25 protein-coding genes, 1 tRNA gene and 1 CRISPR repeat array are annotated in these 26,885 nt (G+C 56.5%); of the genes, 17 read left to right on the top strand and 9 right to left on the bottom strand.

Annotated elements, in window-relative coordinates:
- Positions 1–103 precede the first annotated feature (103 nt).
- The 4 genes from Z948_RS0103950 to Z948_RS0103935 form a co-directional block, all read right to left on the bottom strand.
- Positions 104–1,300: a CaiB/BaiF CoA transferase family protein gene (locus Z948_RS0103950; RefSeq protein ID WP_025058274.1), complete on the bottom strand. Its 1,197-nt coding sequence runs from the start codon at positions 1,298–1,300 to the stop codon at positions 104–106.
- The gene (locus Z948_RS0103945) at positions 1,284–2,906 is read right to left on the bottom strand and encodes a thiamine pyrophosphate-binding protein (protein ID WP_025058273.1); all 1,623 of its coding nucleotides are present in this window, start codon (positions 2,904–2,906) and stop codon (positions 1,284–1,286) included. The genes Z948_RS0103950 and Z948_RS0103945 overlap by 17 nt, the downstream gene beginning before the upstream one ends.
- Positions 2,907–3,021: 115 nt before the next feature.
- Positions 3,022–3,615: a GcrA family cell cycle regulator gene (locus Z948_RS0103940; RefSeq protein WP_025058272.1), complete on the bottom strand. Its 594-nt coding sequence runs from the start codon at positions 3,613–3,615 to the stop codon at positions 3,022–3,024.
- A gap of 99 nt (positions 3,616–3,714) precedes the next feature.
- A complete protein-coding gene (locus tag Z948_RS0103935) occupies positions 3,715–4,617 on the bottom strand; it encodes a DMT family transporter (RefSeq protein WP_025058271.1) in 903 nt (300 codons plus the stop codon).
- A 272-nt stretch (positions 4,618–4,889) separates the two neighbouring features.
- Between Z948_RS0103935 and Z948_RS0103930 the strand changes: the two genes are divergently transcribed.
- From Z948_RS0103930 to gndA, 4 genes are all read left to right on the top strand, one after another.
- The gene (locus Z948_RS0103930; protein WP_025058270.1) at positions 4,890–6,065 is read left to right on the top strand and encodes an aspartate aminotransferase family protein; all 1,176 of its coding nucleotides are present in this window, start codon (positions 4,890–4,892) and stop codon (positions 6,063–6,065) included.
- A gap of 67 nt (positions 6,066–6,132) precedes the next feature.
- On the top strand, positions 6,133–7,038 hold the full coding sequence (gene argF, locus Z948_RS0103925) for an ornithine carbamoyltransferase (RefSeq protein ID WP_025058269.1): 906 nt from the start codon (positions 6,133–6,135) through the stop codon (positions 7,036–7,038).
- Between the two features lie 10 nt (positions 7,039–7,048).
- Positions 7,049–8,032 carry a 2-dehydropantoate 2-reductase gene (locus Z948_RS0103920; RefSeq protein WP_025058268.1) on the top strand — a complete coding sequence of 328 codons (984 nt, stop codon included), beginning with the start codon at positions 7,049–7,051 and terminating at the stop codon, positions 8,030–8,032.
- Positions 8,033–8,094: 62 nt separating this feature from the next.
- Positions 8,095–9,522 (top strand): NADP-dependent phosphogluconate dehydrogenase, encoded by a 1,428-nt coding sequence (gene gndA / locus Z948_RS0103915; protein ID WP_025058267.1) that lies wholly within the window; start codon positions 8,095–8,097, stop codon positions 9,520–9,522.
- Here gndA and hrpB read toward each other — a convergent pair.
- Positions 9,519–11,942: an ATP-dependent helicase HrpB gene (hrpB, locus tag Z948_RS0103910; protein WP_025058266.1), complete on the bottom strand. Its 2,424-nt coding sequence runs from the start codon at positions 11,940–11,942 to the stop codon at positions 9,519–9,521. The two genes, gndA and hrpB, sit on opposite strands and share 4 nt — an antisense overlap.
- A gap of 93 nt (positions 11,943–12,035) precedes the next feature.
- On the opposite strand from hrpB, the gene meaB reads away from it, so the two are divergent.
- The 3 genes from meaB to Z948_RS0103895 all read left to right on the top strand — a co-directional run bounded on the left by meaB (position 12,036) and on the right by Z948_RS0103895 (position 14,044).
- Positions 12,036–13,013 (top strand): methylmalonyl Co-A mutase-associated GTPase MeaB, encoded by a 978-nt coding sequence (meaB, locus tag Z948_RS0103905; protein WP_025058265.1) that lies wholly within the window; start codon positions 12,036–12,038, stop codon positions 13,011–13,013.
- A gap of 139 nt (positions 13,014–13,152) precedes the next feature.
- A complete protein-coding gene (gene rpmB / locus Z948_RS0103900) occupies positions 13,153–13,452 on the top strand; it encodes a 50S ribosomal protein L28 (protein WP_025058264.1) in 300 nt (99 codons plus the stop codon).
- A 115-nt stretch (positions 13,453–13,567) separates the two neighbouring features.
- Positions 13,568–14,044 (top strand): copper chaperone PCu(A)C, encoded by a 477-nt coding sequence (locus tag Z948_RS0103895; RefSeq protein ID WP_052033076.1) that lies wholly within the window; start codon positions 13,568–13,570, stop codon positions 14,042–14,044.
- 6 nt (positions 14,045–14,050) lie between these two features.
- Here the strand turns inward: Z948_RS0103895 and Z948_RS0103890 are convergent, their stop codons facing one another.
- Positions 14,051–14,746 carry an NAD-dependent deacylase gene (locus tag Z948_RS0103890; protein ID WP_025058262.1) on the bottom strand — a complete coding sequence of 232 codons (696 nt, stop codon included), beginning with the start codon at positions 14,744–14,746 and terminating at the stop codon, positions 14,051–14,053.
- Between the two features lie 12 nt (positions 14,747–14,758).
- Positions 14,759–15,718, bottom strand: coding sequence for a LysR family transcriptional regulator (locus Z948_RS0103885; RefSeq protein WP_025058261.1), 960 nt, complete (start codon positions 15,716–15,718; stop codon positions 14,759–14,761).
- A 348-nt stretch (positions 15,719–16,066) separates the two neighbouring features.
- Between Z948_RS0103885 and infA the strand changes: the two genes are divergently transcribed.
- The 10 genes from infA to Z948_RS0103825 all read left to right on the top strand — a co-directional run bounded on the left by infA (position 16,067) and on the right by Z948_RS0103825 (position 25,414).
- Complete coding sequence (gene infA, locus Z948_RS0103875) at positions 16,067–16,285, top strand: translation initiation factor IF-1 (protein ID WP_005978431.1); 219 nt, start codon at positions 16,067–16,069, stop codon at positions 16,283–16,285.
- 42 nt (positions 16,286–16,327) lie between these two features.
- Complete coding sequence (locus Z948_RS0103870; RefSeq protein WP_025058260.1) at positions 16,328–16,906, top strand: Maf family protein; 579 nt, start codon at positions 16,328–16,330, stop codon at positions 16,904–16,906.
- A complete protein-coding gene (locus Z948_RS0103865; protein WP_025058259.1) occupies positions 16,903–17,928 on the top strand; it encodes a ribonuclease E/G in 1,026 nt (341 codons plus the stop codon). The genes Z948_RS0103870 and Z948_RS0103865 overlap by 4 nt, the downstream gene beginning before the upstream one ends.
- Positions 17,925–18,110 (top strand): DNA gyrase inhibitor YacG, encoded by a 186-nt coding sequence (locus Z948_RS18690; protein ID WP_081784023.1) that lies wholly within the window; start codon positions 17,925–17,927, stop codon positions 18,108–18,110. Before Z948_RS0103865 ends, Z948_RS18690 begins: the two co-directional genes overlap by 4 nt.
- A 101-nt stretch (positions 18,111–18,211) precedes the next feature.
- Positions 18,212–18,286 (top strand) — tRNA-Phe (locus Z948_RS0103860).
- A gap of 145 nt (positions 18,287–18,431) precedes the next feature.
- Positions 18,432–18,815, top strand: a complete 384-nt coding sequence (locus tag Z948_RS0103850) for a hypothetical protein (protein WP_037951654.1) — start codon at positions 18,432–18,434, stop codon at positions 18,813–18,815.
- A gap of 634 nt (positions 18,816–19,449) precedes the next feature.
- The gene (cas9, locus tag Z948_RS0103840; protein ID WP_025058256.1) at positions 19,450–22,662 is read left to right on the top strand and encodes a type II CRISPR RNA-guided endonuclease Cas9; all 3,213 of its coding nucleotides are present in this window, start codon (positions 19,450–19,452) and stop codon (positions 22,660–22,662) included.
- Between the two features lie 60 nt (positions 22,663–22,722).
- Complete coding sequence (cas1, locus tag Z948_RS0103835; protein WP_025058255.1) at positions 22,723–23,646, top strand: type II CRISPR-associated endonuclease Cas1; 924 nt, start codon at positions 22,723–22,725, stop codon at positions 23,644–23,646.
- Positions 23,636–23,980 carry a CRISPR-associated endonuclease Cas2 gene (gene cas2, locus Z948_RS0103830; protein WP_281170038.1) on the top strand — a complete coding sequence of 115 codons (345 nt, stop codon included), beginning with the start codon at positions 23,636–23,638 and terminating at the stop codon, positions 23,978–23,980. Before cas1 ends, cas2 begins: the two co-directional genes overlap by 11 nt.
- Positions 23,981–24,053: 73 nt before the next feature.
- A CRISPR array of direct repeats spans positions 24,054–24,814; the repeat unit is 36 nt; unit sequence AGAATAGCTGTTCAAAATCCGAGGTCCAGCCGCAAC.
- A gap of 99 nt (positions 24,815–24,913) precedes the next feature.
- On the top strand, positions 24,914–25,414 hold the full coding sequence (locus Z948_RS0103825) for a hypothetical protein (RefSeq protein WP_156023483.1): 501 nt from the start codon (positions 24,914–24,916) through the stop codon (positions 25,412–25,414).
- Between the two features lie 671 nt (positions 25,415–26,085).
- On the opposite strand, the gene Z948_RS19020 is transcribed toward Z948_RS0103825, so the two are convergent.
- Both Z948_RS19020 and Z948_RS0103810 read right to left on the bottom strand, forming a co-directional pair.
- Complete coding sequence (locus tag Z948_RS19020; RefSeq protein ID WP_162171770.1) at positions 26,086–26,277, bottom strand: hypothetical protein; 192 nt, start codon at positions 26,275–26,277, stop codon at positions 26,086–26,088.
- A 97-nt stretch (positions 26,278–26,374) separates the two neighbouring features.
- Positions 26,375–26,833, bottom strand: coding sequence for a helix-turn-helix domain-containing protein (locus tag Z948_RS0103810; protein WP_156023484.1), 459 nt, complete (start codon positions 26,831–26,833; stop codon positions 26,375–26,377).
- Positions 26,834–26,885: the final 52 nt, after the last annotated feature.

Raw genomic sequence — 26,885 nt, 5'->3', positions numbered from 1 at the left:
AGGGGAAGCGATGTTTTGTGAGCGGCATTTCAAATTGGTCACCTAAGCGGCTCGATTCTGGGGGGTATCGCTGTAAATTTCGGCTAAAGTCTTAACGAAAGAGTTAATCTTTCAGCCATGTTTCAAAAACTTCTTCCGTGTCTTGCCCAAATCGCGGTGGCGCGCGGTTGTATTTCACGGGAGTCGCTGAAAACTTAAGCGGGTTGCCAAGCAATTTCACCTCGCCACCCTTCACGCCTTGGGCTGCAACATCACGCACTGCGCCGCGCGCCACTGCCTGATCCGATGTCAGGGCCTCTTCGATGTTGTTGATCGGCCCAGCAGGGACTTTGACCGCACGAAGAGCCTCTAGAATATCGGCCTTGTTCCACGATCGCAGAACCGGATTGATGTGCGCCATCAAGGCTTCGCGGTTTTCGATTCGGGCAAGGTTGGTTGTGAAATCGGGGTTGGCAGAAAGCTCTGGCAATCCAATCACATCGCAGAATCTGGCAAATTGGGCGTCATTCCCAACGGCCAGCAGGAAATATCCATCCGCCACTTGGAACGCGTCATAAGGCACGATGTTGGGGTGCGCGTTGCCTCGCCGAACTGGCAGATCGCCAGAGGTGAGAAAATTCAGCCCCTCGTTAATCAACCACGCCATTTGCGTATCAACCAGCCCCAGCTCAACGTGCTGCCCTTCGCCGGTTTTTTGACGATGGTGCAGGGCTGTGAGGATGCCGATGGTGGCGTACATGCCGCACATTACATCTGCGATGCCGACACCAACCTTTGTTGGAGCACCCTCGGGGTCACCTGTTAGGGACATGATGCCACCAAACCCTTGGGCCATCAGATCGTACCCTGGCTTGTCGCGGTTCGGGCCGGTTTGGCCGTAGCCCGAGATCGAACAATAGACCAACTCGGGGTGCGCGGCGCAAAGCGTGGCATGGTCCAGACCGTATTTCACCAACCCGTCAGGCTTGAAATTTTCAACGATCACATCGGCGCGCGCAGCAAGGCAGCGGATGATATCCTGACCTTCTGGGGTGGCGATATCCACGGCTACAGAATGTTTGTTGCGATTGGCCGACATGAAATAGGCAGATAGATCGGTGGGCGATCCATCTTCGTTTCGGGCATAGTTCGGCCCCCAGCCGCGGGTATCATCGCCACCGGTTTTAGGGTTTTCGATCTTGATCACCGTAGCGCCCATATCGCCCAACATTTGCGTGGCGGTAGGCCCTGCCAGAATGCGCGACAGATCCAGAACAAAAAGTCCGTCCAGCGCGCCAACAGTTTTAGATGCGTCCGTCATATGCGCCTCTTTCGATTACACAGGCGATGACGCTGAAAGTATCTGCCGATTGCGCGATCTTCAAGGCGGCTTCCAGCTCTGGGCGGTTGGTTGCCGTGTGGCCCGCCCCGCCAAAGGCTTGGCCCATGGCAGCAAAGTCATGCGCGCCGAAATCAACGGCGGCATTGCGCATCTGGCGTTGGCGCTGTTTCAGCTCGATCAAGGCAAGGGAGGCATCAACGAAGACGATAAAGATCGGCTTGATCCCCAGCTCTTTCGCGGTTGAAAGCTCGCCCGCGATCATCAAGAAACCCGCATCACCCGAAAAGGACACGACAGTTCTATCCGGTGCGCATAATGCCGTGCCAATGGCCAATGGCAGGGCGCATCCCATCGTGCAAAGCGCGGAAGACTGCAACAGCCCGCGGGGTTGTGTGCAGGTCCACATCTGGCTCAGCAAAATCCGGTGTGCGCCGCTATCGGCAGTGGCGATTGTGTCGAGGGGCAGGTGGCTGCGGCATGTGTCGATGATTGCAGCAGGGCCCCAAGGCTCGTCTCGGGGGAAATCAGCAGCAAGGGCCGCTTTGGTCTGTGCGATTTCGTCGTCCGCCCAAGTTGCACGAGGCGTCACACCATCAGCGATAGCTGCCAAACTGGCAGCGCAATCTGCGATGACGTTCAGGCTTGCCTGATGCATGTAGTGGTGGTTTGGCTCTGCGGTAATGTCGATCACGCGGGTGACGCGTGGATCCCAAATGTCGCGCCAGCCGGGGCGCATCTCGATCGGGTCATAGCCGACACAGATGATCAGGTCGGATTTTTGGACAAAGGGCACCAGATGTTTATCAGCAAGCGGTGAAAGCCCCGCCCCGCCCAAAGCGAGGGGGGCGTTTTCGTCGATCATCCCTTTAGCTTTGTAGGTTGTGATTACTGGGATGTTAAAGGTTTTGGCGAATTGGCTCACCGCAGGGGCGGCGCCTTCGTTCATGGCGTCAACGCCAAGGATGATCACTGGTTTTTGCGCATCAGAAAGCCAGTCGCGGGCGGTATCTAGAGACTGCCCAGCAAGGGCCGTACGCGCAGCCGCAGCTCTGGGGGCAGGCGCCTGTGCGTCAATCAGCGCATCGGCTGTCGAGATTGGCACATCGATGTGAACAGGGCCAGGCCGCCCTTCAAGCGCGATGCCGACGGCTTTGTCCGCAACCACATGTGCGGCGCCCGCGCTGAACCTGAACGAAGCTTTGGTGATCGGGCGTAAAACCGCCTGCTGGTCGAGAACCTGATGGGTGTAGGTCTCGGCCTCGGCTGCATCAACGCAGCCGGACAGAACAATCAGCGGCACGCGGTCTTGTTGTGCGTTGGCGATGGAGTTGATGCCGTTCAAAACGCCAGGGCCGATTGTCGCGACCAAAATGCCGGGTGCTCCGGTTTGGTGCCATGCTGCTTCGGCCATGAAACCCGCTGCATTCTCATGTTTACAAAGGATAAATTCGATACCCGCAGCCTCTAGCGCGTCAACAACTGTCAGCACCTCACCCCCCGGCATTCCAAAGGCATGGCGGCAACCGGCGGCATAGAGACGACGGGCAAGCGCATCTGCTGCGCGGATCGTATTAGGGGCAGACATGAGGAATCCTTATTCGCATCGTACAGGTTTTCAGACCATGCTTAGCACGGTTCAGCAACTCAAGACTGCGTGGCAATTGTTTCAGTCTGTGATCGTTGCAGACTGAAAGGATGTCTTAGCGGCGGCGGTCGCGGCGCGCGCTCATGGGTTGGAAGGCCACGCCGACGTGGGCTTCGCAATATGGTTTGCCGGTTTTGACGGGCAGACCACAGAACCAGAAATCTTCGGTCGCCGGATCGCCAACAGGCCATTTGCAGGTCCGCTCGGTCAATTCCATCAAGCTCAGCTTTTTGGCCTTCTTTTCGATCTCATTGACCTTGGCCAAGGCCTCGGGGCTGATTTCATTGGCCGAAGGCTGGGGCGGCAAAGGCTGGCCCGCAGGAATGATCTGCTTGCGCGCTGGCATGTTGTGCTGTGGTGCAATCGCGGGCTCGGTCTTGAGGTCGGGCTTTGACGATGCTGGCGTTGGGGCAGGTTCTGGCGCGGCCTTTGGTGCTGGCTTGGGCTTTGGCGCTGCTTTTGCTTTCGCTTTTGGCTCTGCCTTGGCGGCGGCGCCTGCGGTTGTGCGGTTGGACAGGCCTAGGCGGTGCACCTTGCCAATAACCGCGTTGCGGGTCACGCCGCCCAGCTCTTTGGCGATCTGGCTTGCGGATTGGCCTTCGCCCCACATCTTTTTCAAAATCTCTACGCGATCATCGGTCCAGGACATGGAAGCTTCCCCAGTGTAAAAAGCGGCCCTCGGCGGACCGCTTTGTCAAATTCAATAACCTATAATAAGGGGTATGGCGGCAGGTGCAAGGGACCACGCCTAAGTTGACTGCGCTGGAGATGGCTTTTTCAGGTGCGCTTCGCGTAATGCCAGCCAAAAAGCGCCTGCCAGAATGATTGCTGCACCCAAATAGGTGATGCTATCGGGGCGAACCCCATAAAATAATGCGTCATAAACTGCTGCAAAAATAAGCGTTCCATAGCTGAACGGCGCGACAAAGCTGGCGTCGGCGCGCGCCATTGCATTCACAAAACAGGTCTGAGCGGTGGCCATACAAAGCCCGATGCCAGCTAGGACAGCCCATTGTGGCCCTGTGGGTATTTGCCACACAGGTAAAACGGCACAGGTCGCGATGATGAGACCAATCAAATTATTCACCAGCAAAATCTGAAACGGGTTTTCGCGCCCTGCCAGCTTTTTAATGAAAATCAGCTCCATTCCCATCACAACAGCCGCCCCCAGCGCCAACATTGCTGCGGGTTGAAAGCTGCTAGGGGTTGGGCGCAATAGGATAAACGCTCCGATGAGGGCCAGCACAGCAGCCGACCAGCGCACCCGCCCGACCTTTTCCCCCAGCATCGGAATCGCGAGCATCATCCCAAAAACGGGGTTGAGAAACGATATCGCTGTCGCATCGGCCAGAGGGATAAAGGCAACCGATGCAAACATCAGCGTAACGCCAGCCCAGCCAAATGTCGTACGCGCAATGTGCAGGCGCCAGCGCGGGCTGGTGAAACTGGGCCTTAGAATGGTTGCGGCGGTGCAAAGCCCTATAAAAGCGAACAAAAAACGGCCATGGCTGATCTGAAGCGCGGGAAGCGGCGCGCCCAGCGTATCGGTGCCAAGGCTTTTTGCCATGAGGGTTGTCGCGGCAATAAAGGCCGTCGCCACAAGGATAAGCGTTGCCGCTAGGGCGTTGTTCTGGGGGCGGGACTGGTACATATATTTGCTATGGCGCGGATGTATCGCAATCGCAAGCGCGCGATCTGCACACTTGCGAATCTTTTGAAACCCGCTAAACCGCCTTCATGATCACGCAAACAGATATCTTGTTCCGACGACGCTGCAACTAATCTGCCGCCCGTAATCTGCCTATCGGCAGGTTTGATCCCTTGTGCCTCACAGGCACCCAATTTCCAAACTTACTTGACCAGCCGTTCAGCCCATGCCCATGTGTGCTTTTTGCGGCTTTCTTTCCTGAAAGGATGAACCAGATGATCGCTACCCTTCTGCCGACCTATTCCCGTGCGCCCCTGACCTTTGAAAAGGGTGAGGGTGCTTGGTTGATCGAGGCAGACGGCCGACGATTTCTGGATTTGGGCGCGGGCATCGCGGTGAACGCGCTGGGCCATGCCAACCCTGATCTGGTCGAGGCATTGACCCAACAGGCAGGGCAGTTGTGGCACACGTCCAACCTTTATGAAATTCCCCAGCAGCAGGCGCTTGCGGATAAGCTCGTTGCCAATACCTTTGCCGATACGGTGTTCTTTACCAACTCTGGCACAGAAAGCTGTGAGTTGGCGGTAAAGATGGCGCGCAAGTATTTCTATGAAAAAGGTGCGCCCGAGCGGGTTGAGATTATAACGTTCTCAGGTTCGTTCCATGGCCGCTCGTCGGCGGGGATCGCGGCGGCTGGCTCAGAAAAGATGACCAAAGGTTTTGGTCCCTTGCTGCCTGGTTTTGTGCATTTGGACTTTGGTGACCTAGAGGCGCTGAAATCCGCGATCAACGAAAACACCTGCGCGATTTTGGTTGAGCCTGTTCAGGGCGAAGGCGGCATTCGCCCGCTGCCAGATGCCGTGATGAAAGAGATCCGCGCGCTATGTGACGCGCAGGGCATTCTGTTGATCCTTGATGAGGTGCAATGTGGCGTTGGCAGAACTGGCAAGCTGTTTGCCCACGAATGGGCAGGTATCACGCCTGACATCATGATGGTGGCAAAAGGCATCGGCGGGGGCTTTCCCTTGGGGGCTGTTCTGGCCACGGAAAACGCGGCAAGCGGCATGACGGCGGGCACCCATGGCTCGACCTATGGCGGGAACCCGTTGGCCTGTGCTGTTGGCTCCAAGGTGATGGATATCGTCGCAGATCCTGCGTTTCTGGACGAGGTGAGCCGCAAGGCGGGTTTTATGCGTCAAAAGCTAGAAGGTCTGGTGGCCTCGCATCCCGATATCTTTGAAGAGGTGCGCGGCACGGGTTTGATGCTGGGCCTGAAATGCAAAGTGGCTTGTGGCAATGTCGTGAGCGCGGGCTATGGCGCCGAAGTCATCGTTGTGCCTGCTGCGGATGATGTGGTCCGCCTGTTGCCGCCGCTCACCATCACGGATGAAGAAATCACCGAGGCAATAGCCCGCCTTGATCGTGCTGCAACGGCGCTGGCTGCGGCATAATCCAATTCTAATTAGCAGGTGTCCGGGCTGAACGCTCTGACACCTGAACATAAAGTAAAGAACACCCATGAAACATTTTCTAGACATTCACAAAACCGACCAATCCGAGCTGCGTTCGATCATCGACAATGCCGCCTCCATGAAGGCTGCGCGTTCTGGTCGCCCGCGCGGGGCGCCGGATGACGAGCAGCCGCTAAAAGACCACATGGTCGCGCTGATCTTTGAAAAACCCTCCACCCGCACGCGTGTTTCATTCGATGTTGGTGTACGCCAAATGGGCGGGCAGACCATGGTCCTGTCGGGGTCGGATATGCAACTGGGCCATGGTGAGACCATCGCCGATACGGCGCGGGTTTTGTCGCGCTATGTTGACCTGATCATGATCCGCACATTCGAAGAGCAAACCCTGCTGGAGATGGCCGAATATGCCACTGTGCCTGTAATTAACGGTCTGACCGATCGCACACACCCCTGCCAAATCATGGCAGATATCCTGACCTTTGAAGAGCATAACGGCCCGATCAAGGGTAAACGCGTGGTTTGGTCCGGTGACGGGAACAATGTCTTTGCCAGCTTTGCCCATGCGGCCAAACAGTTTGACTTTGATCTGGTCTTCACAGGCCCCGAGACATTAGAGCCCGAGCAAGCACTGGATGGTCTGTACACAACAATTCGCGATCCAAACGAGGCCGTGAAGGGCGCTGATCTGGTGGTGACGGATACTTGGGTATCCATGCACGATCCGCAATCCGCCCGCGAGCGCCGCCATAACCAGCTACGCGGCTATCAGGTGAACGAGGCCCTCATGGCCAAAGCGAAATCCGACGCGCTGTTCATGCATTGCTTGCCTGCCCACCGCAACGAAGAAGCAACAAACGCGGTTATGGATGGTCCCAACTCGGTTGTATTTGATGAGGCGGAAAACCGCCTTCACGCGCAAAAATCAATCATGCGGTGGTGCCTTGAAAAATAATTTAGACAAAATGCATATCGTTGTCGCTGGTGCGGGGGCTATCGGCTGTTATGTCGGTGGCCTTTTGGCTCACGCGGGAAGAGAGGTCAGCTTTTTGGGGCGGCCGCGCATTTTGGATGTTTTGGGCAAAAACGGCCTAAGGGTAAGCGATTTTTCGGGTTTGGAGGCGCAGTTATCTGCGCAATCTCTCGATTTGCATAACACACCAGAGGTGTTGGGCCGTGGCGATCTGATCCTTGTCTGCGTGAAATCCGCGGCAACCGCCGAAATCGCGAAACAGATTGCAGCCTATGCCAAACCCGAGGCCATTATTGTTAGCCTGCAAAATGGCATGGGCCATGCAGATACATTGCGCAAAGAGTTGCCCAATCATGATGTCCGTGCTGCGATGGTCCCCTTTAATGTGGTGCCTTCGGATAAAGGGCATTTCCACCGCGCAACCAGCGGTGACATTGTTATCGGCGCAGGGCCAACGCCGCTTGGCAAGATCATGAATGTGAAAGGTCTAGGGGTAAGCGAAAGCGATGAGATCGAGGCCGTTCAATGGGGGAAATTCCTTCTCAATCTGAATAACGCGCCTAATGCTTTGTCGGGGATGACGCTGCACGCGCAGCTGCTCAGCCGCCCTTGGCGTCGGTTGATGGCGGATCAGATGGCCGAGGCTTTGCGCGTCCTAAAGGCCCATAATTGCCCGATCCGGCCCACAACGCCGCTGCCTGTTGGGTTGGTTCCGCATATCTTGCGGCTGCCGACCCCTCTGTTTCGCCGAATAGCTGCAAAAATGCTTACAATTGATCCGCAGGCGCGGACCTCGATGGCGCATGATTTGATGGCGGGCCGCAAGACCGAAGTGGATGCGTTGCAGGGGCGGATTATCGCTATGGGGCAGGAAAAATCGGTTCCAACGCCCCTATGTCAGGGGATGTTAGCCGCGATTAAACAGGCCGAAGAAAACGGCGCAACACCGCAGACGCCGGACTCTCTGCGCGGCTAGGGCTTGCACCCATGCGCTAAAACAACCAGTTGTTTTCATGGGCCTCACAAGCGGAGACAATCATGACGACAGGCAAAGCAGATATCGGCGTATACGGTTTGGGAACGATGGGCAGCGCGCTGGCGTTGAACCTGTCCGAGAGCGGCTTTCGGGTTGCGGTCACCAACCGCGAGACCGATTGGATCGCCCCGTTTATCGCCGAGGCGGGCTCGCTTGCTGACAGGCTGGTGCCTGAGATGTCGCTCGAAGGTTTTGTCGCCGCGTTGAAAACGCCACGGACCATTTTGTTTATGATCCCTTCGGGGGCGCCGATGGATGCGATGATCGAAACGGTGCTGCCGCTGCTCGAAGAGGGCGATACGATCATCGACGGAGGCAATGCGGATTTCAACGATACGCGCCGCCGCTTTGCGCGATTGGAGGGCACGGGCGCTCATTTCGTTGGCATGGGGGTGTCGGGTGGCGAAAAAGGTGCACGGCACGGCCCCTCGATGATGGTTGGCGGCACAGATCACAGCTGGACTCAACTGAAACCAATGGCCGAAGCGATTGCCGCAAAGTTTGAAGGTGACCCTTGTGTGGATCACCTAGGGCCGGACGGGGCGGGGCATTTTGTGAAAACCGTTCACAACGGTATCGAATATGCCGATATGCAAATGATTGCCGAGGTCTATGGCATCCTGCGCGATGGTGCGGGCTGGGATGCACCGCGTATCGGCAAACTGTTTGAGGATTGGCAAAAGGGGCCGCTCAGCTCCTATCTGATCGAGGTCAGCGCAGCAGCATTGCAGGTGATGGACACTGAGACAGACAAGCCTATCGTTGATGTTATCCGCGATCAGGCTGGGCAAAAGGGAACAGGACGCTGGACCGTCATTGAGGCGCTGAAAATGGGGCAGTCGGCCAGTGCGATTGAAGGCGCCGTAGGTGCGCGCGGGTGGTCTTCGGAAAAAGAAACGCGGGAGTTGGCCGAAGGTGTTTTGTCAGCGGCTGCGATCCCCACCGAAATGCCCGAAACGGATGATCTGCAATCGGCCTTTCTGGCTGCGCGCATATTGGCCCATGCGCAGGGGTTTCGCGTTTTGTCTGCTGCATCGGATGAGTTTGGCTGGAATTTGGACATGGCGCGGATATCCGAAATCTGGCGCGCTGGGTGCATCATCCGCTCGGCTCTTTTGGATGATTTTGCACAGGCGTTCAGGGGTGAGTTACCTCAGGGGCATCTGATCCTTGCGCCTGCTATGGCCGAAACTCTGGCGCAAACAATCCCTGCGTTGCGCCGTGTCGTGGCGGCAGGCGTTTCGATGGGTGTTGCCTTGCCTTCGCTCTCTGGCACGCTGGCGTGGTATGACAGTATGCGCCGCGGGCGCGGCACGGCGAACCTTATTCAGGCGCAGCGGGATTTCTTTGGTGCGCACGGGTTTGAGCGGCTGGACAAAGACGGTAAATTCCACGCTGAATGGCCAGCTTTGGCGCGCGAGCAAAGCTAAGTTCCGCGCGGTTTGGCCCTTAACGTTGGATCGGCGGCGCGGGGGTCATCAGGCCACGGGTGGCGAGGATATTTTGCACGCATGTCCTTTTGCACATCGCTGTATGATCCGTCCCAAAAGCGCGGCACATCCATTGTTACTTGAATAGGGCGCTGGGCGGGGGAGAGCAGGGTGACCTGAATAGGCTGCCCTGCAACGGTAGGGTGGCGCGTCACGCCAAACATTTCTTGTAGGCGCACGGCGATTTTGGGCGTGTCTCCGTCATAGTCGATCGCGATGCGCCGTCCTAATGGGGTTTCAAAATGTGCAGGGGCTAGGCGGTCTAGCTCTTGTTGTTGGTTCCAATCCAATCGGGCGCGCAGCGCCGGCAGCAGGTCGAACCGCTTCCAGTCGGCGGTGCTGCGGGTATTGCCAAGGTGCGGCAGCAGCCAATCCTTCAGCGTTGCCAATAGGTGCTCTTCGGAAAAGTCGGGAAAATCGGGTTGATCCACCAGTAACGTGGCACGGCGCAGGAAACGTGCTGCGGCTTTGTCAGGGCGCAGACCCAGTTGCGCGACACCCTCCAGCATCGCCTCGGCGATCACCTCTTGGGGGGCATCGTTCCACGTGCGGTCATCTAATACCAAAGCGCCCAGCCGCTCTTGGCGTCGGGTTTCGACCCGCCCATCGCGGCGCGACCAGACGCAATGATCAAACCAAGCGATTTGATCGGGGAAAGCTTCGCGCAGGGCGCTTTCGCTGATGGCGGTGCCTTGGCGGATGCGTGCCTCTCGTGGGTCGCCGTCCAGATCGGTAGCAACGATCAGGCGGGCCGAGGCCAGCGGATCACCCCCCTGAATGACCGCGCCTTTGCCACCAGAAAGTACAAACCGCGCAGCATCTCCCGCGCGGCGCAACCCGATCCTGTCGGGATAGGCGAGGGCGGCGAGGGTGCCGATATCTTCGGGGCCGTTGGGGTTTGTGGAGCGCGCAAGCCGCTTTGCCTCTTGGCGGATCCGCGCAAGGGTGGCGTGATGGACCTCAGCGGGCACGCGCTCTCCCTTTGCGGCGCGGATGCGGTGGCTCAGGTCTAGCGGTGCGTTGCGCAGGGGGTCGCGTTCGGCAAGGATGGCGGCAAGGGTTGCAGCGGTTGCGCCGCCACGGGTCACCATATGCCCAAGGCGCGGGTGTAGGGGCAGTTTTGCCAGCTGTCGCCCATGCCCGGTGATCCTATCGTGATCGTCCAGCGCGCCCAGCATCCGCAGCAGCGCCTTGGCCTCTTGCAGGCGGCCCTCATGCGGTGGGGTAACAAAGGCTAGATCGCTGGCCTGCGCCCCCCAAAGCGCGAGTTCCAATGCAAAGGCGCTCAAATCGCCGCTTTCGATTTCGGCAGGGGGGTAGGCGGCCAATGCGCCATCTTCACCTTTGGTCCATAGCTTATAGGCGACACCTTCGCTCACGCGGCCCGCGCGGCCTGCGCGTTGGGTGGCTTCGGCCTGTGTGACGCGGGTTGTGACCAGACGTGACATGCCAGAAGAGGCGTTGAATTCAGCGCGGCGCGAACGGCCCGCATCCACGACGATCTGGATGCCTTGGATGGTCAGGGATGTTTCAGCGATAGAGGTGGCGAGCACAATCTTGCGGCCCGATGCGGCAGGGTTGATCGCTGCGCGCTGTGCCTTGAAATCCATGGCCCCAAACAGGGGGGCAACGGTGCAATCGCCGGGCACCTGCCGTGAAAGGAGGCCTTCAACGCGCCGGATCTCACCCTCACCAGGAAGAAAGACCAGCGCCGAGCCTTCGGCGTTTTCCAAAGCATGTAAAACCAGATCGGCAACCGCTTGCTCAAAACGCACGCTCTTTGCTAGCGGCTTGTCCAGCCACCGCGAGGTGACAGGAAAGCTGCGCCCCTCAGAGGTCACGACAGGCGCATCCATGAGCACGCCGACCGGACCAGCATCCAGCGTCGCGGACATGGCCACCAGCATCAGGTCATCGCGCAAAGCGCTGGCGATTTCCAAACACAAGGCCAGCCCCAGATCCGCATTCAGCGAGCGTTCGTGGAATTCGTCAAAGATCACAGCGCCAATTCCAGGCAATTCGGCATTGTCCTGGATCATGCGCGTCAGGATGCCTTCAGTCACGACCTCGATCTTGGTTGATTTCGAAATGGCAGAGGCACCGCGCACACGGTAGCCGACGGTTTGGCCAGCCTCTTCGCCCAAAGTTTGGGCCATGCGTTCCGCTGCGGCCCGTGCGGCAAGGCGACGCGGTTCCAACATCAGGATACGACCAGTTGTCACCTCAGCCTCTAACATGGCCAGCGGCACGCGGGTGGTTTTACCCGCCCCGGGAGGGGCTTGCAGCACAAGGCGCCCATGGGTGCGCAGGGCATCCAGAACTTCGGGCATGACGTCATCAATTGGTAGCGTTGCGTTCATAGGCTTCTTATCTGCGCAGATCGAGAGGGGGGCAAGGCTGGACATTCGCAACGCTTGGCGTGAAAAACGCTGTGGAACGGCACGGAGGACCTCATGGACATCACCGATATGGCGCAGCGCATTTGCGCAGGCGAGCGGCGCGCGCTGGCGCGGGGGATCACTTTGGTCGAAAGCGGACGCGAAGATCACCGCGCCCAAGCAACCGAGCTGCTGGCCGCGGTGGGCAAAAGCAAGGAAGCGTTGCGCATTGGCCTGTCGGGGACACCGGGAGTTGGGAAATCCACGTTCATCGAGAGCTTTGGCATGATGCTAACGGGGCAGGGCCTGCGGGTGGCTGTTTTGGCGGTTGATCCAAGCTCATCCCGTTCTGGTGGGTCGATCTTGGGCGATAAAACGCGCATGGATTTACTGAGCCGCGACCCGAATGCATTTATCCGCCCCTCACCCAGCCAGACCCATCTGGGCGGCGTTGCACGGCGCACGCGTGAGGCTGTCGCGCTGTGCGAGGCAGCCGGATTTGACGTGGTCTTGATCGAAACCGTCGGGGTGGGGCAATCGGAAACCGTTGTGGCGCAGATGGCGGACCTATTCCTGTTGCTGCTTGCGCCTGCGGGAGGCGATGAGCTGCAAGGGGTCAAGCGTGGCATTATGGAGATGGCTGATGTCATCGTGGTGAACAAAGCTGATGGGGATCTAAAGGCGACCGCAATCCGTACCCAAGCCGATTACGCGGGCGCGCTAAGGCTGATGCGCAAACGCCCCCAAGATCCCGATGGCTATCCCAAAGCGATGACAGTTTCAGCGTTAGAGGAACAAGGCCTGCCCGAAGTTTGGGAAACGATGCAAACCTTGATCAACTGGCGCCGCGAAAACGGGTTTTGGGATCAAACCCGCGCAGCCCAAGCGCGCTATTGGTTTGAAGATGCAGTGAAAACAGCGCTGTTAGCTCAGTTGGAGTCGCCCAATGCACGCGCAGCACTTGCCGCCCTCAGCGATGCAGTAGCAGCTGGGGCGCAGGAACCGGGGGCGGCTGCCGCAGCGTTTGTGCGCGAATTGCACGAACAAGCCTGAGAAAGAAGGCTTGGCGGGTTGACCTGCCGCGCGATTCCCCCTAAAGCCTGCGAACCAATTTACGGGTCGCTGGTGATGTGGCCTGATTAGCTGTGGTGCCGCCCGAGAGGCATCGCGCCGAAACCAAGAGGATGAACCCATGTCGCGCCGTTGCGAATTGACCGGAAAAGGCCCGATGTCGGGCAACAACGTATCCCACGCCAAGAACCGCACACGTCGTCGGTTTCTGCCAAACCTGAACGAAACAACACTTCAGTCCGAAGCGTTGGGCCGTGGTTTCAAACTGCGTATCTCTGCTGCCGCATTGCGCAGCGTTGATCACCGTGGTGGTCTGGACAAGTTCTTGGCGAAAGCCAAAGACACTGAGCTGTCCGACAACGCGTTGAAGATCAAAAAAGCAATCGCCAAGTCCGGCGCTCAGGCAGAAGCTCTGTCCTAAGCGACCGAACGGTTTTGATTTAGCAGCCCCGACCTGATTGCAGGACGGGGCTGTTTGCGTTTGCGAACCCTGTAGAGCATTGCGCCAAAGAAGCTGGGGCACGAGAGGAGTTTTTATGAGTAAGCCAAAAGCAAACATGGGCATTGTCGTACTTTTTGCGGCCATTGCAGTGGTGATCGCTGTTGTCTCTGTGAAAATGTCACCTCTTGATAAAAGCAAGGTAGGTTTTCGGGTTGAGGAACCCTATCTGCGCAGCAGCTTGCCAACATCCAAATCGGCTGCGGCGTTTTTGGTGCTGGGGAACCAAACAGGGGAAGATGACCGCCTGATCGCCGCTCGATCCGAGCTGTCAGGCCGTGTTGAGCTGCACAGGCATACCCAAGATGCCAATGGTGTTATGTCCATGAGCAAAATTGAAGAGGGCGTTGCCCTTGCGGATGGTGAGAGCCATGCCTTTGCGCGCAGCGGTGATCATTTGATGTTCATCGGCTTGGACGCACCCCTGACCCAAGGGCAGTTGGTGCAGGTGACATTGGTCTTTGAACAAGCAGGCGAGATCGAGATAACCATACCGGTTGATCATAACCGCTAAGTCCAATCACCCGCCATTTAGGATTTGTTCAACCCATGCTGGGACAGTTTGGGTCGCAGGCCCCATAATGGCGTCTTCAAATTGTGATCCAACGGCTGAAGGCTCCAGATTGATTTCCAAAGTGGCAACACCGTTACGGGCGGCTTCGGCAACAAAGCCGGCGGCAGGGTAGACGTTGCCAGAGGTTCCGATGGATACAAAAATATCCGCAACAGAAATCGCATCTATGATCCGGTCCATCTGATAGGGTATTTCGCCGAACCAAACGATGTCTGGCCGCGCAGGCGCAGCGCCGCAGGACGGGCAGCTGTCTGTGACATGCATAACCAGTGGCGCAGGCCAGCGATGATCGCATGACGCACAAAGAGCCGAGCCAGCAGCCCCATGCATGTGGATGACGTTTTGTGACCCACCTCGTTCATGCAGGTCGTCAATGTTTTGTGTTACGATCAACACAGAACCATCGTTTTCAGCTTCAAGCTTTGCCAATGCAAGATGCGCTGCATTTGGTTCGGCTGCGGCGATGCCTGCGCGTCGGGTATTGTAAAATGCCACAACGCGTTCAGGGTTGCGCGCAAAGCCTTCTGGGGTCGCAACGTCTTCGACCTTGTGCTGCGCCCAAAGGCCGGTGTCTGCGCGAAAGGTTTCAATGCCGCTTTCGGCTGAGATGCCTGCGCCTGTTAAGATGACGATGTCGGGCATGGCCGCCTCCGGTTAAAGAATGTGGAATTTACCTTCGAGCCAAGGCATCAGGTCCAAGGCGGGGTTTACCATACGGCGTTCCATCAGATTACGCATGGTCTTTGTGATGTCACCGGGCACCTCGCCGCTCCATTCGGTACTGGTAAAGAGCGAAATTTGCCTTGCATCTCCACCGCCGGGCAAGGGATGTGCCGTAAGCTTGTCATGAAACCGTGCGGCCCGCATGAACCCGAGCGGGGTGGTGATGGTCCAGCCGGTGCCATGGGCCACCATCGACATAAGGGCCAAATGGCTGCCGATTTCAAAGCGGGCAGGCAGCTGCGTTGCTTCGCGCCGCAGGTAGCTTTCGATTTGGCGGGAAATTAACTGGTCTTGGGTGTAGCGCAGAAAGGGCAGGTCCGAGACCGCGTTCAGCAAAACGTCTGGCGTTTCGTCCCGTTCATTCGGAGTGACAAGGATGAAAGGATCACGCGCGAGCGGGTATTCAACCAGTTTTTCATGGGTTTCATGGCTGCTGGCCGCGATGACCATATGTAATTCATCTTCACTGACCATCCGCACCAAATCTGTGCTGCTGGCCGATGTCAGGCGAAACCGGCACCCTGCGAGGCTGTCGGCTAACATCAATGCAAGGCGGGGGGTTAGATCATCATCAAAGTCATCAATCACGCCCAAGGAAAGATCACTGAGGTGTGCAAGGTCCATCACAGACACCTCGGCAGTGGCGATGCGCAATTCAGCCAAGGCCGCCGATGCGTGGCGCAAAAATCCACGCCCTGCCGGTGTCAGCCGCATAGGGCGCCGCGAATGATCAACCAATGTTGTAGATAAAGCCGTTTCCAGATTGCGCATCTGCTGGCTGACCGCAGGTTGGCTTAGGCCTGTGTCTACTGCCGCTTGGGCGACTGAGCCGCTTCTTGCGAGTGCTTCGAACACTTCCAGGCCGCGCAGGCTGATGCCTTTAATTTGCATGTAAGTTCCTCTTTAAGGGGATGGTTCTGAGGGCGCAGCTCGGAAGGGTCAAGGTCGCGGGTGTCCCACTGGGTACTCGGTTTTCCACTTTTAGGCTTTCTCGCGGTGCTTTTGTCTGAATGACTTCTCGTCTCTTAGCATAGAGTGGAATCATCTGAGCCTAGTTTATTAGGAATATCGAATTAGTGAATTGATGCTTTTACCTATGCTTTAGCCGGAAATCGCGCTTTGAGGGCGGCTGGCTGGCTATAAATTGCCCTTTGAGCCGCTTCTCCTCTTGAAAAATCAGGCAGATGGCCTCATTTAAGCCCCTGTCCCCGATTGGGGGGCGTTTTTACAGGAGAGACCATGGCCAAGGAAGATACGCTCGAATTTCCCGGTGTCGTTAAAGAACTCCTGCCAAATGCGACGTTCCGGGTCGAGCTTGAAAACGGCCATGAGATCATCGCACATACGGCAGGTAAAATGCGCAAGAACCGCATCCGCGTTCTGGCAGGTGATAAGGTACAGGTCGAAATGACCCCTTATGATTTGACCAAAGGCCGGATCAACTATCGTTTCAAGTAACGAAAACCCCCGCCCGCCCCGCAGGTTGGGCGAGGAGTGCTCATGAAATTTATCCTCGGATCAGGATCACCGCGCCGCAAGGAATTGTTGGCGCAAATAGGCGTTTTTGCGGATGATATTCGCGCGCCTGATATTGACGAAACCCCGAACAAGGCTGAACTGCCGCGCCCTTATTGCACGCGTATGGCGCGCGAAAAGGTGGCGGCTGTGCCCGCTGACGCGGATGATATCGTTCTTTGCGCGGACACAACCGTAGCTTTGGGTCGCCGTATTTTGGGCAAGCCAGCTGATCGCGCCGAGGCCGAGGCGTTTTTGCGTTCCATGTCCGGTCGCCGCCACAAGGTGATCACCGCTGTCGCCATTAAACGCGGCAGCCAGATATGGGAACGCGACGTTGTCAGCACCGTGCGCATGAAGAACCTCGCCGAAGATGAGCTGAAAGCCTACCTTGATACAGGCGATTGGAATGGCAAAGCAGGCGGATATGGCATTCAAGGCCCCGCTGGTGTTCTCATTCCTTGGATTTCAGGATCGTTTACAGGCATTGTGGGCTTACCTCTTGCCGAAACAGCAAATCTGCTGCGCGCCAGCGGTTACCCGATTTATGGAGAAGGCTCATGAAAGGCCGTACAATCATTCTGGACCACCTAGGTGACATCGAAGCGGCGGCTTTGGTTGTTGATGGCAAGCTGGAAGACTTGCTGGTGGATAGCTCGGATGCGCCACGGGTTGGCACGATCTATCGCGCGATTGCCGACCGTCCGGTAAAGGGGCAGGGCGGGATGTTCCTGAAAACCCCTGATGGCTCTGCGTTTTTACGCCAGATCAAGGGCCTTGCACCGGGGCAGCCCATTTTGGTGCAGGTCACTGGCTTTGCCGAGGATGGCAAAGCGATTCCCGTGACCTCCAAGATTTTGTTCAAAAGCCGCTATGCGATCATTACGCCCGATGCGCCGGGGCTGAACATTTCTCGATCGATCAGAGAGGAACTCGAGCGGGACCGCCTTTTGGAGATCGCCCATGACGCTATGGATGGCGCCGACTATGGCCTGATTCTACGTTCATGCTGCGCAGGGGCTGACGGCGAAGAGATTGCCGAAGACATCGAGGCGATGCTGGCTCTTGCCCAGACGGTGCTGAACGATGATGATTCTTCTATGGAGACCCTATCGGAAGGGGATGGCCCCCATGTTCTGGCATGGCGTGACTGGGTTGAGCAGGCAGAAGTTGTGACCGAGGCAGGCGGGTTTGAAGAACGCGGCGTTTTGGATGATTTAGATGCGCTTGCTCAGGATCGCGTAGGCCTGTCTGGTGGCGCATCTATGTATGTCGAATCGACGCGCGCCTTGGTTGCCGTAGATGTGAATACTGGGGCAGATGCCTCATTGGCTGCTGGGATCAAGGCGAATATGGCCTGCGCACGTGCTTTGCCCCGTGCGTTGCGCCTGCGGGGGCTAGGGGGGCAGATCGTCCTTGATTTGGCTCCCATGCCCAAAAAGGACCGCCGCCCCTTTGAGACAGCCCTTAGGGCCGCATTTCGCGCGGATGAAGTGGAAACCACCTTGGTGGGTTGGACACCTTTGGGCCACTATGAGTTGCAACGAAAGCGTGCGCGCGCACCGCTAAGTGAGCTGCTGGCATGAGTTGCCCGATTTGCGACGGCGAAACCGACCAAAAATACCGCCCGTTCTGTTCACGCAGGTGCGCAGACATAGATTTGGCTAAATGGCTGTCAGGTTCTTATGCAACCCCATCCAGCGATCCTGAAGACATAGAAAAGGCCTATGAAGCCTTAGAAAACAGTCCCGTTTCCAAGCCGCATTAGGGTTCCTGTGAAACTAGTTGCTCTGCTTTGCAAAATGGGGCTGGACACCCGCGCGCAGAGCCCCTAGAACGCGCTCACCCGACCAGTTCGCTGGTCCCGGTGCCCGGGTAGCTCAGGGGTAGAGCAGTGGATTGAAAATCCTCGTGTCGGTGGTTCGATTCCGCCCCTGGGCACCATTTAAATAACGTAAATCATTAAAAATCAGTGGCTTGCTGAAATTCAGATGATTTGTGCCCACCTATTTGCACACCCTTTTGTTTTGTCTCGATCTTGATCCCCTCGCGTGGCAATCCCGCCGCGTTGTGATTTGGAGAAGCAAACATGACCAGACTGAACCCCGAAGTTTCAAAGCCGAAAATGCCCATGCAGGACGTGGAACGGGAGAGCGAGATCGTTGCGGCTGTCCTGCTCGAACTGAACAAGTGGCTGAAAATCTCACCTAAGAGCCGCCATGGGGGCATTTGCAAGGCCATGCACGTCGAGGTGTCCGGCCACAACAGCGGCTTGGGGCCAGTTATGCTGGATACGCGCAGTCGTTTGCGCAAGCGTGCCAAGGCACTGGGCATAACGCCGCCCGTGGAACTGCTAGACAAGGATGGGGCGCTGACTGTGGAATTGCTGTGCTTCTGCAAGCAGACCGACACGACACTGGAATGGCTCTTTGACGGTGAACCTAGCGGATCGACCCATAGTCGGAGCATGTAGGCAACCATGGTGGCGGACTGAGGTAACCCAATGACCGCCGCCACACATCACTGAGGGGCCAAGGGGCAGGGCAAGGCACCCCCACCCCGCCCCCAAAAAACGCGGGGGCTTTGGTTGCTACATGCCTTCATCCATGCGTGATGCCCAATTGAGAAATTTTGTTTTTCAGAATTTTAGGATTCCCGAATGTAGAAAATGCCTGACAGGCAGCTCATAGGGGCCTGCAGGGGTTAGGGCGGAAAGCGGTCGTTCGCTGCGGGGGGCATGCAAAGGGAAAATGGGCTCGTAAGCGGACCTCGGATACTGTCCAACGGCAACAATGCCTAATTATTCCGCCTACAATCCCGAAATTTAGTAATCACCGAAGACCATAGCTGATTGTGTCGGCGACCTTGGATTGGCACCGTGATGCTTCTGGTCTCGGCGCAAATGTGCAAACTGGACAGACAAACATCAAAAAGAAAACGCGGGCCGTGGCCCGCGTTTTAATGTGGTGCAATCGAATGCTTGTTAACGGCTCGACCGCGGATTTTGAACACTATCAAAAAACACCTATTGATGTTTGAAGTCAACACTGGCTATCGCATCGATTTCAAGTTTAGGTTGGGTAATTGAACTAGGTGAGAATAGAATAATGCGTTTGGGTTTGGACATCGGTAGCACGTCAATCGGGTGGTGGATTTATGAAACGACGGACGGCCAGATAACATCTGTCATTGATGGTGGTGTGCGTATTTTCTCTGATGGGCGTGACCCCAAATCCAAAGGATCACTCGCCGTGGATCGACGCGTGGCGCGGGCACAACGGCGCAGGCGAGATCGATATTTGCGACGTAAAGCGGCCCTGATGAAACGGATGGCGGAAGTTGGGTTGATGCCGTCGGACCCGAAGCAAGCCAAACAGTTGGAAGCACTCGATCCTTATGAACTACGGGCACGAGGGCTCGATGAAACACTTGAATTGACAGAACTCGGGCGGGCTTTGTTTCACCTGAACCAGAGGCGAGGGTTCAAATCGAACCGCAAGACCGATGCAGGCGACAATGAAAGCGGCAAAATCATAGACGCGACAGCGCGTCTGGATTGGGCCATGCGGGACCATAGGGCGCGGACGTATGGTGAATTCCTGCACATGCGTCGCCAGAAGGCCGACACACCTCGTACGACGCCCGCCGTTCGCACGCGCCTTACGATTGCTGCGCGGGATGGGGCTGAAAAGGAGGAGTCCGGGTATGATTTCTATCCGGACCGGCAGCATCTGCGCGATGAGTTTGATGCACTTTGGGAGGCTCAGGCGGAGTATCATGGTGTCCTAACAGAGGACTTGAGAGATGAAATAGGCACCATCATTTTCCACCAACGTCCCCTGAAAACACCGAAAGTCGGCAAGTGCTTGTTCACCAATGAGGAACGTGTGGCGTCCGCCCATCCGCTGAACCAACGGCGCATTCTAGTTGAAACGGTAAATGCGCTTCGCGTTGCCCAGCTGGGCGAAGTGGCGCGTGCTCTGACGTTGGAGGAGCGCGACACGATTTTGCACGCGCTGGACAACAAGGCACATACGAAATCGCTGTCGGGGATGAGCATAAAGCTCAAGGCGCTTGGAAAGGTTATCAAGCTGCGGTCAGGGCAATATTTCACACTCGAGACTGCCAATCGTGATGCTATCGCCTGTGATCCGGTCCGCGCAAGCCTGTCAAAACCGGATCGCATCGGGTCGTATTGGTCGACCCTGGATCATAACGCTCAGTGGGAGGTCGTAAACCGCATCCGCGCTGTGCAAAGTGACGCGGACCATAGGGAATTGGTCGCCTGGTTGGTGTCGCAACACCGCCTGGCTGCCGAACATGCCGAGGGTGCAGCCTATGCACCGCTGCCCGATGGATATAGCCGTTTGGGGATCACTGCAACAAAACGGATTCTTGCAGCGCTGGAAGCAAACGTTATCCCCTACAGCAAAGCGGTTGAAAGTTGTGGTTGGCACCATTCGGATGAGCGCACAGGTGAGGTGCTGGACCGGTTGCCCTATTATGGTGAAATCCTTGATCGGCACGTCATCCCCGGCACTTACGATGACAGTGACGATGATATCACCCGCTTTGGACGCATCACCAATCCTACGGTTCATATCGGGCTGAACCAACTTCGCCGGTTAGTGAACCGGATCATCGAGGTGCATGGAAAGCCAGACGAAATTGTCGTCGAACTCGCCCGTGATTTGAAACTGTCACAAGACCAAAAGGCGGACGTTGAACGAACCATCAAGAAAAACACACAAGCGGCCATCCGGCGAGGTGAAAAGCTTGAAGAGATGGGCGTGCCTAACACTGGCGGCAACCGCATGGTTCTGCGTCTTTGGGAAGATTTGAACGACGATGATGTGATGAAACGGTTCTGCCCCTACACGGGGCAACGTATCAGTGCGGGCATGTTGTTTGATGGTTCTTGCGATGTCGACCACATCCTGCCGTTTTCACGGACACTGGATGATGGGTTCACCAACAAGACGCTTTGCCTGAAAGAAGCGAATCGAAAGAAGCGCAACTATGCCCCTCATGAAGCCGCTGAAAAGGGCCTGCTTGATCGTGATGCGATGGACTCGGTGGCGAAATATCTACCTGACAACAAAGCTTGGCGTTTTGCGCCCGACGCGATAGAGCGGTTCGAGGGCGAACGCGATTTCACCGCCCGCGCGCTAAAAGATACACAGTATCTATCGCGGCTGGCACGAACTTATCTAGATGCGCTTTATGATGGTGGTGATGATAAATCCCACGTCTGGGTGGTGCCGGGACGGTTGACGGAAATGCTGCGGCGGCATTGGGGCCTTAACGGGTTGGAAGCTCTGGCTGACAGTGATGAGAAAACCGTCAAACGCAAGAATCGGACCGATCATCGCCACCATGCGATTGATGCGGCTGTGGTCGCTGCCACCGATCGCAGTTTGATCCAGAAGATTAGCAAGATAGCGGCCAGTGATGAACAGGCAGGCGCAGAGGACACGCTGAAATCCACGCCGCCGCCGTGGGACAGTTTTCGCGATGACATTGCCGCCCAATTGCAAAACATTACCGTCAGTCATCGCGCAGATCATGGACGCACGGACTCACTGGCGAAGGGCAGAGGCGAAGACACCACCAGTGGGGCGCTCCACGAAGCGACAGCGCTCGGTATCATTGACGAAACCCACGTAACCGTACGGATTCCTATCGAATCACTCAAGTCAGGCCATCTGATCGAGGGTAGCCGCAATGGATATATCCGCGACCCTTATCTGCGCGACCAACTGACACTTGCCACGAAAAACGGGTCTGACAAGGATTTCACGACAGTGTTGCAAAAGTTCTTTGACCGGAGCAAACGGTACGGAGGCACGCGGCGGGTGCGGATTATCAAAACGCTCCAAGATACCGCGCGGATTTCGGTGCCGCATAATGCCCCTATCAAGGCCTATAAGGGCGGCAGCAATCATGCGTTTGAAATCTGGCGTTTGCCCAACGGCAAGATTGAGTCGCAAGTCATCACGACGTGGGAACATCATAATCTGACTGAGCCCAAGCGCCCGCATCCAGCGGCCAAAAGGATCATCCGGCTGCATAAGACAGACATGGTTGCGATTGAACGAGACGGTAAGACGGTCATTTGTTTTGTACAAAAGACTGACCCTTCCAATGGTGCGTTTTTGGTGCCCCACTTCGAGGCGAACGCGGATGGCCGAAAGCGGAAAAACGAACCAGTCGAGTGGTATCAAATGTCAGCCAACTCTTTGATCAAGGCCGATTTGCGTCGTGTCGGCGTCGATGAAATGGGCCGCGTTCGCGACCCCGGCCCCCCGCCGATTAGGTAAATTCAAAAACTTGGACTAAAATACAATGTGTTACGATTCGTGGGGGCGGGTGGGTGACTATTGGATCAGATTGTAGATATTTCGACAGACGGACGATACCTGTCGCGTGAACGCGGGTTTTTAAAGGTCTCCGATGACGGCGATGAGGTAGGTCGCGTGCCGTTTGACCAGATCGCAGGCGTCATTGTTCACGCCCACGGTACCACATGGTCGACATCGCTTTTGGTAGAGCTCGCTGAGCGCGGTGTGCCAGTTGTTTTATGTGCCGCTAACCATGCCCCGAAATCCGTTTTGCTGCCGCTTGAAGGCCATCACCTGCAAGGCGCCAGGATGCGTGCCCAGTGGCAAGCCAAGGCACCTTTTCTAAAGCAGGCTTGGAAGCAGGTAATCATCGCTAAGATCCAAATGCAGGCAGCTGCACTTGATGCCGTCGGCGAGTCCCCCTTCCCCTTGCACATGATGACCCGCAAGGTGCAATCGGGCGATCCCACAAACGTCGAGGCACAGGCCGCGCGTCACTACTGGCCCCGATTGATGGGGCCGGACTTTCGCCGCGATACGGGCGGAAGTGATGAAAACGCGTTGTTGAATTACGGATATACCGTGCTGCGTGCCGCAACATCCCGAGCTGTGGTCGCGGCGGGCCTGCATCCGACAATAGGCCTGTTTCACGCAAACCGCGGCAACGCCTTTGCGATGGCGGATGACCTGATGGAACCCTTTCGTCCCTTGGTCGATCTGAGCGTGAGGCGCATTGTTCAGGAACATGGCCCAGATGTAGACAGCAGCGCCAAAATTGCGCTTGCGCGACTGATAGCGACAGACCTGCCGCTGGGCGATGGCATCACGCCTGTCTCTGTTGCCCTCTCGAAGCTCACCACGTCACTAGGTCAGAGTTTCGAGGCCACGAAGCTACGCCTCGCTCTGCCAAACCCGCCTGACAAATTGACACTTGCAAGTCTGGGGCAATGCAATGGCGACTGAAACCCACATATTATCGGGGTATAGACTGATGTGGATCATGGTAATGTTCGACCTACCCACCGACACCAAACCGCAACGCAAAGCGGCAACAGCGTTTCGGAATTTTCTTTTGGATGATGGGTTCGAGCGCAGTCAGTTTTCTGTCTACGCCCGTTTTGTGAATGGCAAAGAGGCATTCCAGACCCGTGTGAACCGAATCGAGCGAAATTTACCTGAAACCGGAGATATCCAAATCCTCAACTTCACCGACCGCCAATACCGTGATATCGTCCATTTCGCGGATCAGGGCAGGAAGAGTGCCCGCAAGAATCCAGAGCAATTGGTGATGTTTTGATGCGTACCACATCAGAAAACTCGAACGTTAACCGTGTATTTTCTTGTGAAAACAAGGAATTACACGGGAGTCCAGAATAGCTGTTCAAAATCCGAGGTCCAGCCGCAACAGGAATACATCTGCCTTGACCGTTGTTTCAAGAATAGCTGTTCAAAATCCGAGGTCCAGCCGCAACCGCTTGTTACGGCGGGGCTTCTTTTCATTCAGAATAGCTGTTCAAAATCCGAGGTCCAGCCGCAACGATGTAGCTTGTTCTTCGTCAATCACGCTAAGAATAGCTGTTCAAAATCCGAGGTCCAGCCGCAACTATCGCTGCGTTCTCTAACCTCGAAGACCTAGAATAGCTGTTCAAAATCCGAGGTCCAGCCGCAACCTTGCAGCTTCACATCAGTCACGTTGATTGAGAATAGCTGTTCAAAATCCGAGGTCCAGCCGCAACGCTGCGGATGTTGTTGCGGTGCTCATTGTAGAATAGCTGTTCAAAATCCGAGGTCCAGCCGCAACAGAGAACGGCTCTATTCGGGGGCGCGATTGAGAATAGCTGTTCAAAATCCGAGGTCCAGCCGCAACTGCTGTGGATATTTGGGCAAGTGCTGATGTAGAATAGCTGTTCAAAATCCGAGGTCCAGCCGCAACTCACCACACAGCGCGTCAATATCATCCTGCAGAATAGCTGTTCAAAATCCGAGGTCCAGCCGCAACTCGGCGCAAAGCGCGGTGGTGTTTATCAAAAGAATAGCTGTTCAAAATCCGAGGTCCAGCCGCAACACGCACCGAAGTCGTGCATCGTTGGGACATAGAATAGCTGTTCAAAATCCGAGGTCCGCTTTCGAGACGCTGCACCGCAGCATCCGGTCAGGGTCCCGAAGGTCCGCAATGGGCCGAACGGGAAGGTGCTTCTGATACCGCCTACCCGGTTGCTATGTTCGACGAATGTCAAAATCCGACCAAATCGCCCTCAATTCTAAGGAATACCCACTCTCTATTGGGTTGTTTGAGGCCCTTAATGGCTGGAAACCGGCCGAAAGCCGTACCAGACCCGCCACAATTGCCGCCGCATGTGTGTCAGTTACAGGGGAGGAGACGACAGGGCGCGCAGCAGCCAAGGCCGCAGGGATCACCGAGCGCAGTTTTTATCGGTTTCGCTCAAGCAGGCATGGTCAGCAGATCTTCGCCAAGCTCACAAAGATGCAACGTAAAGGCGCTGGGCATAAGGCAATTCTGCGCATGATCGAGCTATCAGAACAGGACGAAAACCTCAGTGTGGCCATGCGTGCGAGTGTGTGGCTTGCGCGATTTGCGGGATATTCTCAGCCATTGCAGGCAACGGCGGCACCAATTTCCCCAGCCGCAAGAGAGGTGTCCAGTGTTATCCGCTCAAAGGAGGGCGCCGAAAAGTTGGTTGCTCAGGTGGCGAGCACTTCATCGCTTTGAGTTATCCATAAGCCGCCGTGTGAGCCGTGGCGGTTCTCCCCAGTCAATCAACAATCGGCCGCCTAGCGCCTGTACGATCAAGAGCAGGGTATCTACGGTAGGAATACGTGGCCTCGGGGGCCTCTTGCCTTCAATTCCTGACCTTGTCGCCACCATACTGGACATTCGGAGAACGTTATCCTCGGTCAGACCCTCCTCCAGGACTTGTGTTAGCAACGCCATAACCACATCAGAGGATATGGTACGGCTTTCACCCAAATTGCGCCCAGCATCCTCCACTTTCTGTACGTGTCGGTGCCCGAGACCCGCGCAGTCATCAATGTCGTCCGATGTTAGGCCCAGATCATAGCGGCGATTTGCAAGAGCAACGCTCAATTCTACAAGCTGATCGACCTCAACAGCTTCGGGTGATGGCTGGGCGCCACCCTGTACCCCCAAGACTAATCCACATGAGGCGTTCGGGCACTTTACCCTGCACACCCCTGCCGAGCCTTTTGATCGAGCCCCTATGAACCGCCAGCCCCGATCGAGGTAACCTTGCAACGTTGCCATCTATAAAATATCCCCCGTGAGGCGCTTTAGGTCTATAGCCCCGTCAAGCTGCTGGATAGGCGCTCAGTGGGGCTAAAATCGCGGCTGGCGATCAAATCAGGCGTAGATGCCCGATCAAGTCACAGACCCTTGCCTGCTTCCCTATCAAAATTGCGGTGATCTGCCTCGGCCTTGCGCTTTACATCGGCCTTGCGCTGCGCTTCGTACCGCCGCGCGATGGCTTTGGCTTGTTTTGCGGATCGCTTCCTACGTGGGATTTTGCGGCCCGTCAGCAAGGCTTTTTGCCACCCCTTCGGCGGTGGCCACGGCACGCCCCAAGATTTGAGCTGCTTCCTTGTGAAGCCTCCCGCGGCCGATTTCCCTGCTTCAATCTGTTGCTCGGTAAGCCTAAGAGGTATCCCCGCGCACTCAGTCATAGCAAGGCTCCCAGCTCGCGTCTCGCTCTTGGCTTTGAAGGTATAACGGATCGTTGAGGGGCGATGTGACCTTTTCTAAGCAAATGCCAAACGTAGATGCTGGCGCAAAGTTGTCGTTGAGGTCTATAACATCTGACACGCTCGGTGAAGCTACGGCCCTAGGGCGCGGTACGTTTGATTTGGAGTGCTGGCTATCTTGGATTAATGAGGTGGTTTTTCCGCCTATGGATCCATGGTCGGTTTTTCCACCTGCGGCACCAAAGGCGGTTTTTCCATCTGCGGTGAGCCTCGAACCGTCCTCGAAGGTTCCGCCTGGTTTGCGTCTGGCTTCCTCAACGATCCCTAGGGCGCGCAACTCTTTGAACGCGGACTTGATTGATGCTTCGCTCACGCCAAGCTCCTCCTTGAGGTAATAGCGTTTGATGGTGAACCCTTGTTTATGGGTAGCCATGACGGCCCATATGCATCTAGCGGTGTAGGGAATGCTCTTTGTAGCCATAATC

Origin of the sequence: Sulfitobacter donghicola DSW-25 = KCTC 12864 = JCM 14565 (assembly GCF_000622405.1) — a bacterium.
GTDB lineage: Bacteria > Pseudomonadota > Alphaproteobacteria > Rhodobacterales > Rhodobacteraceae > Sulfitobacter > Sulfitobacter donghicola.
Note: the sequence above shows the minus strand (reverse complement) of the source record. Positions and strands in the feature narration are given on the sequence as shown.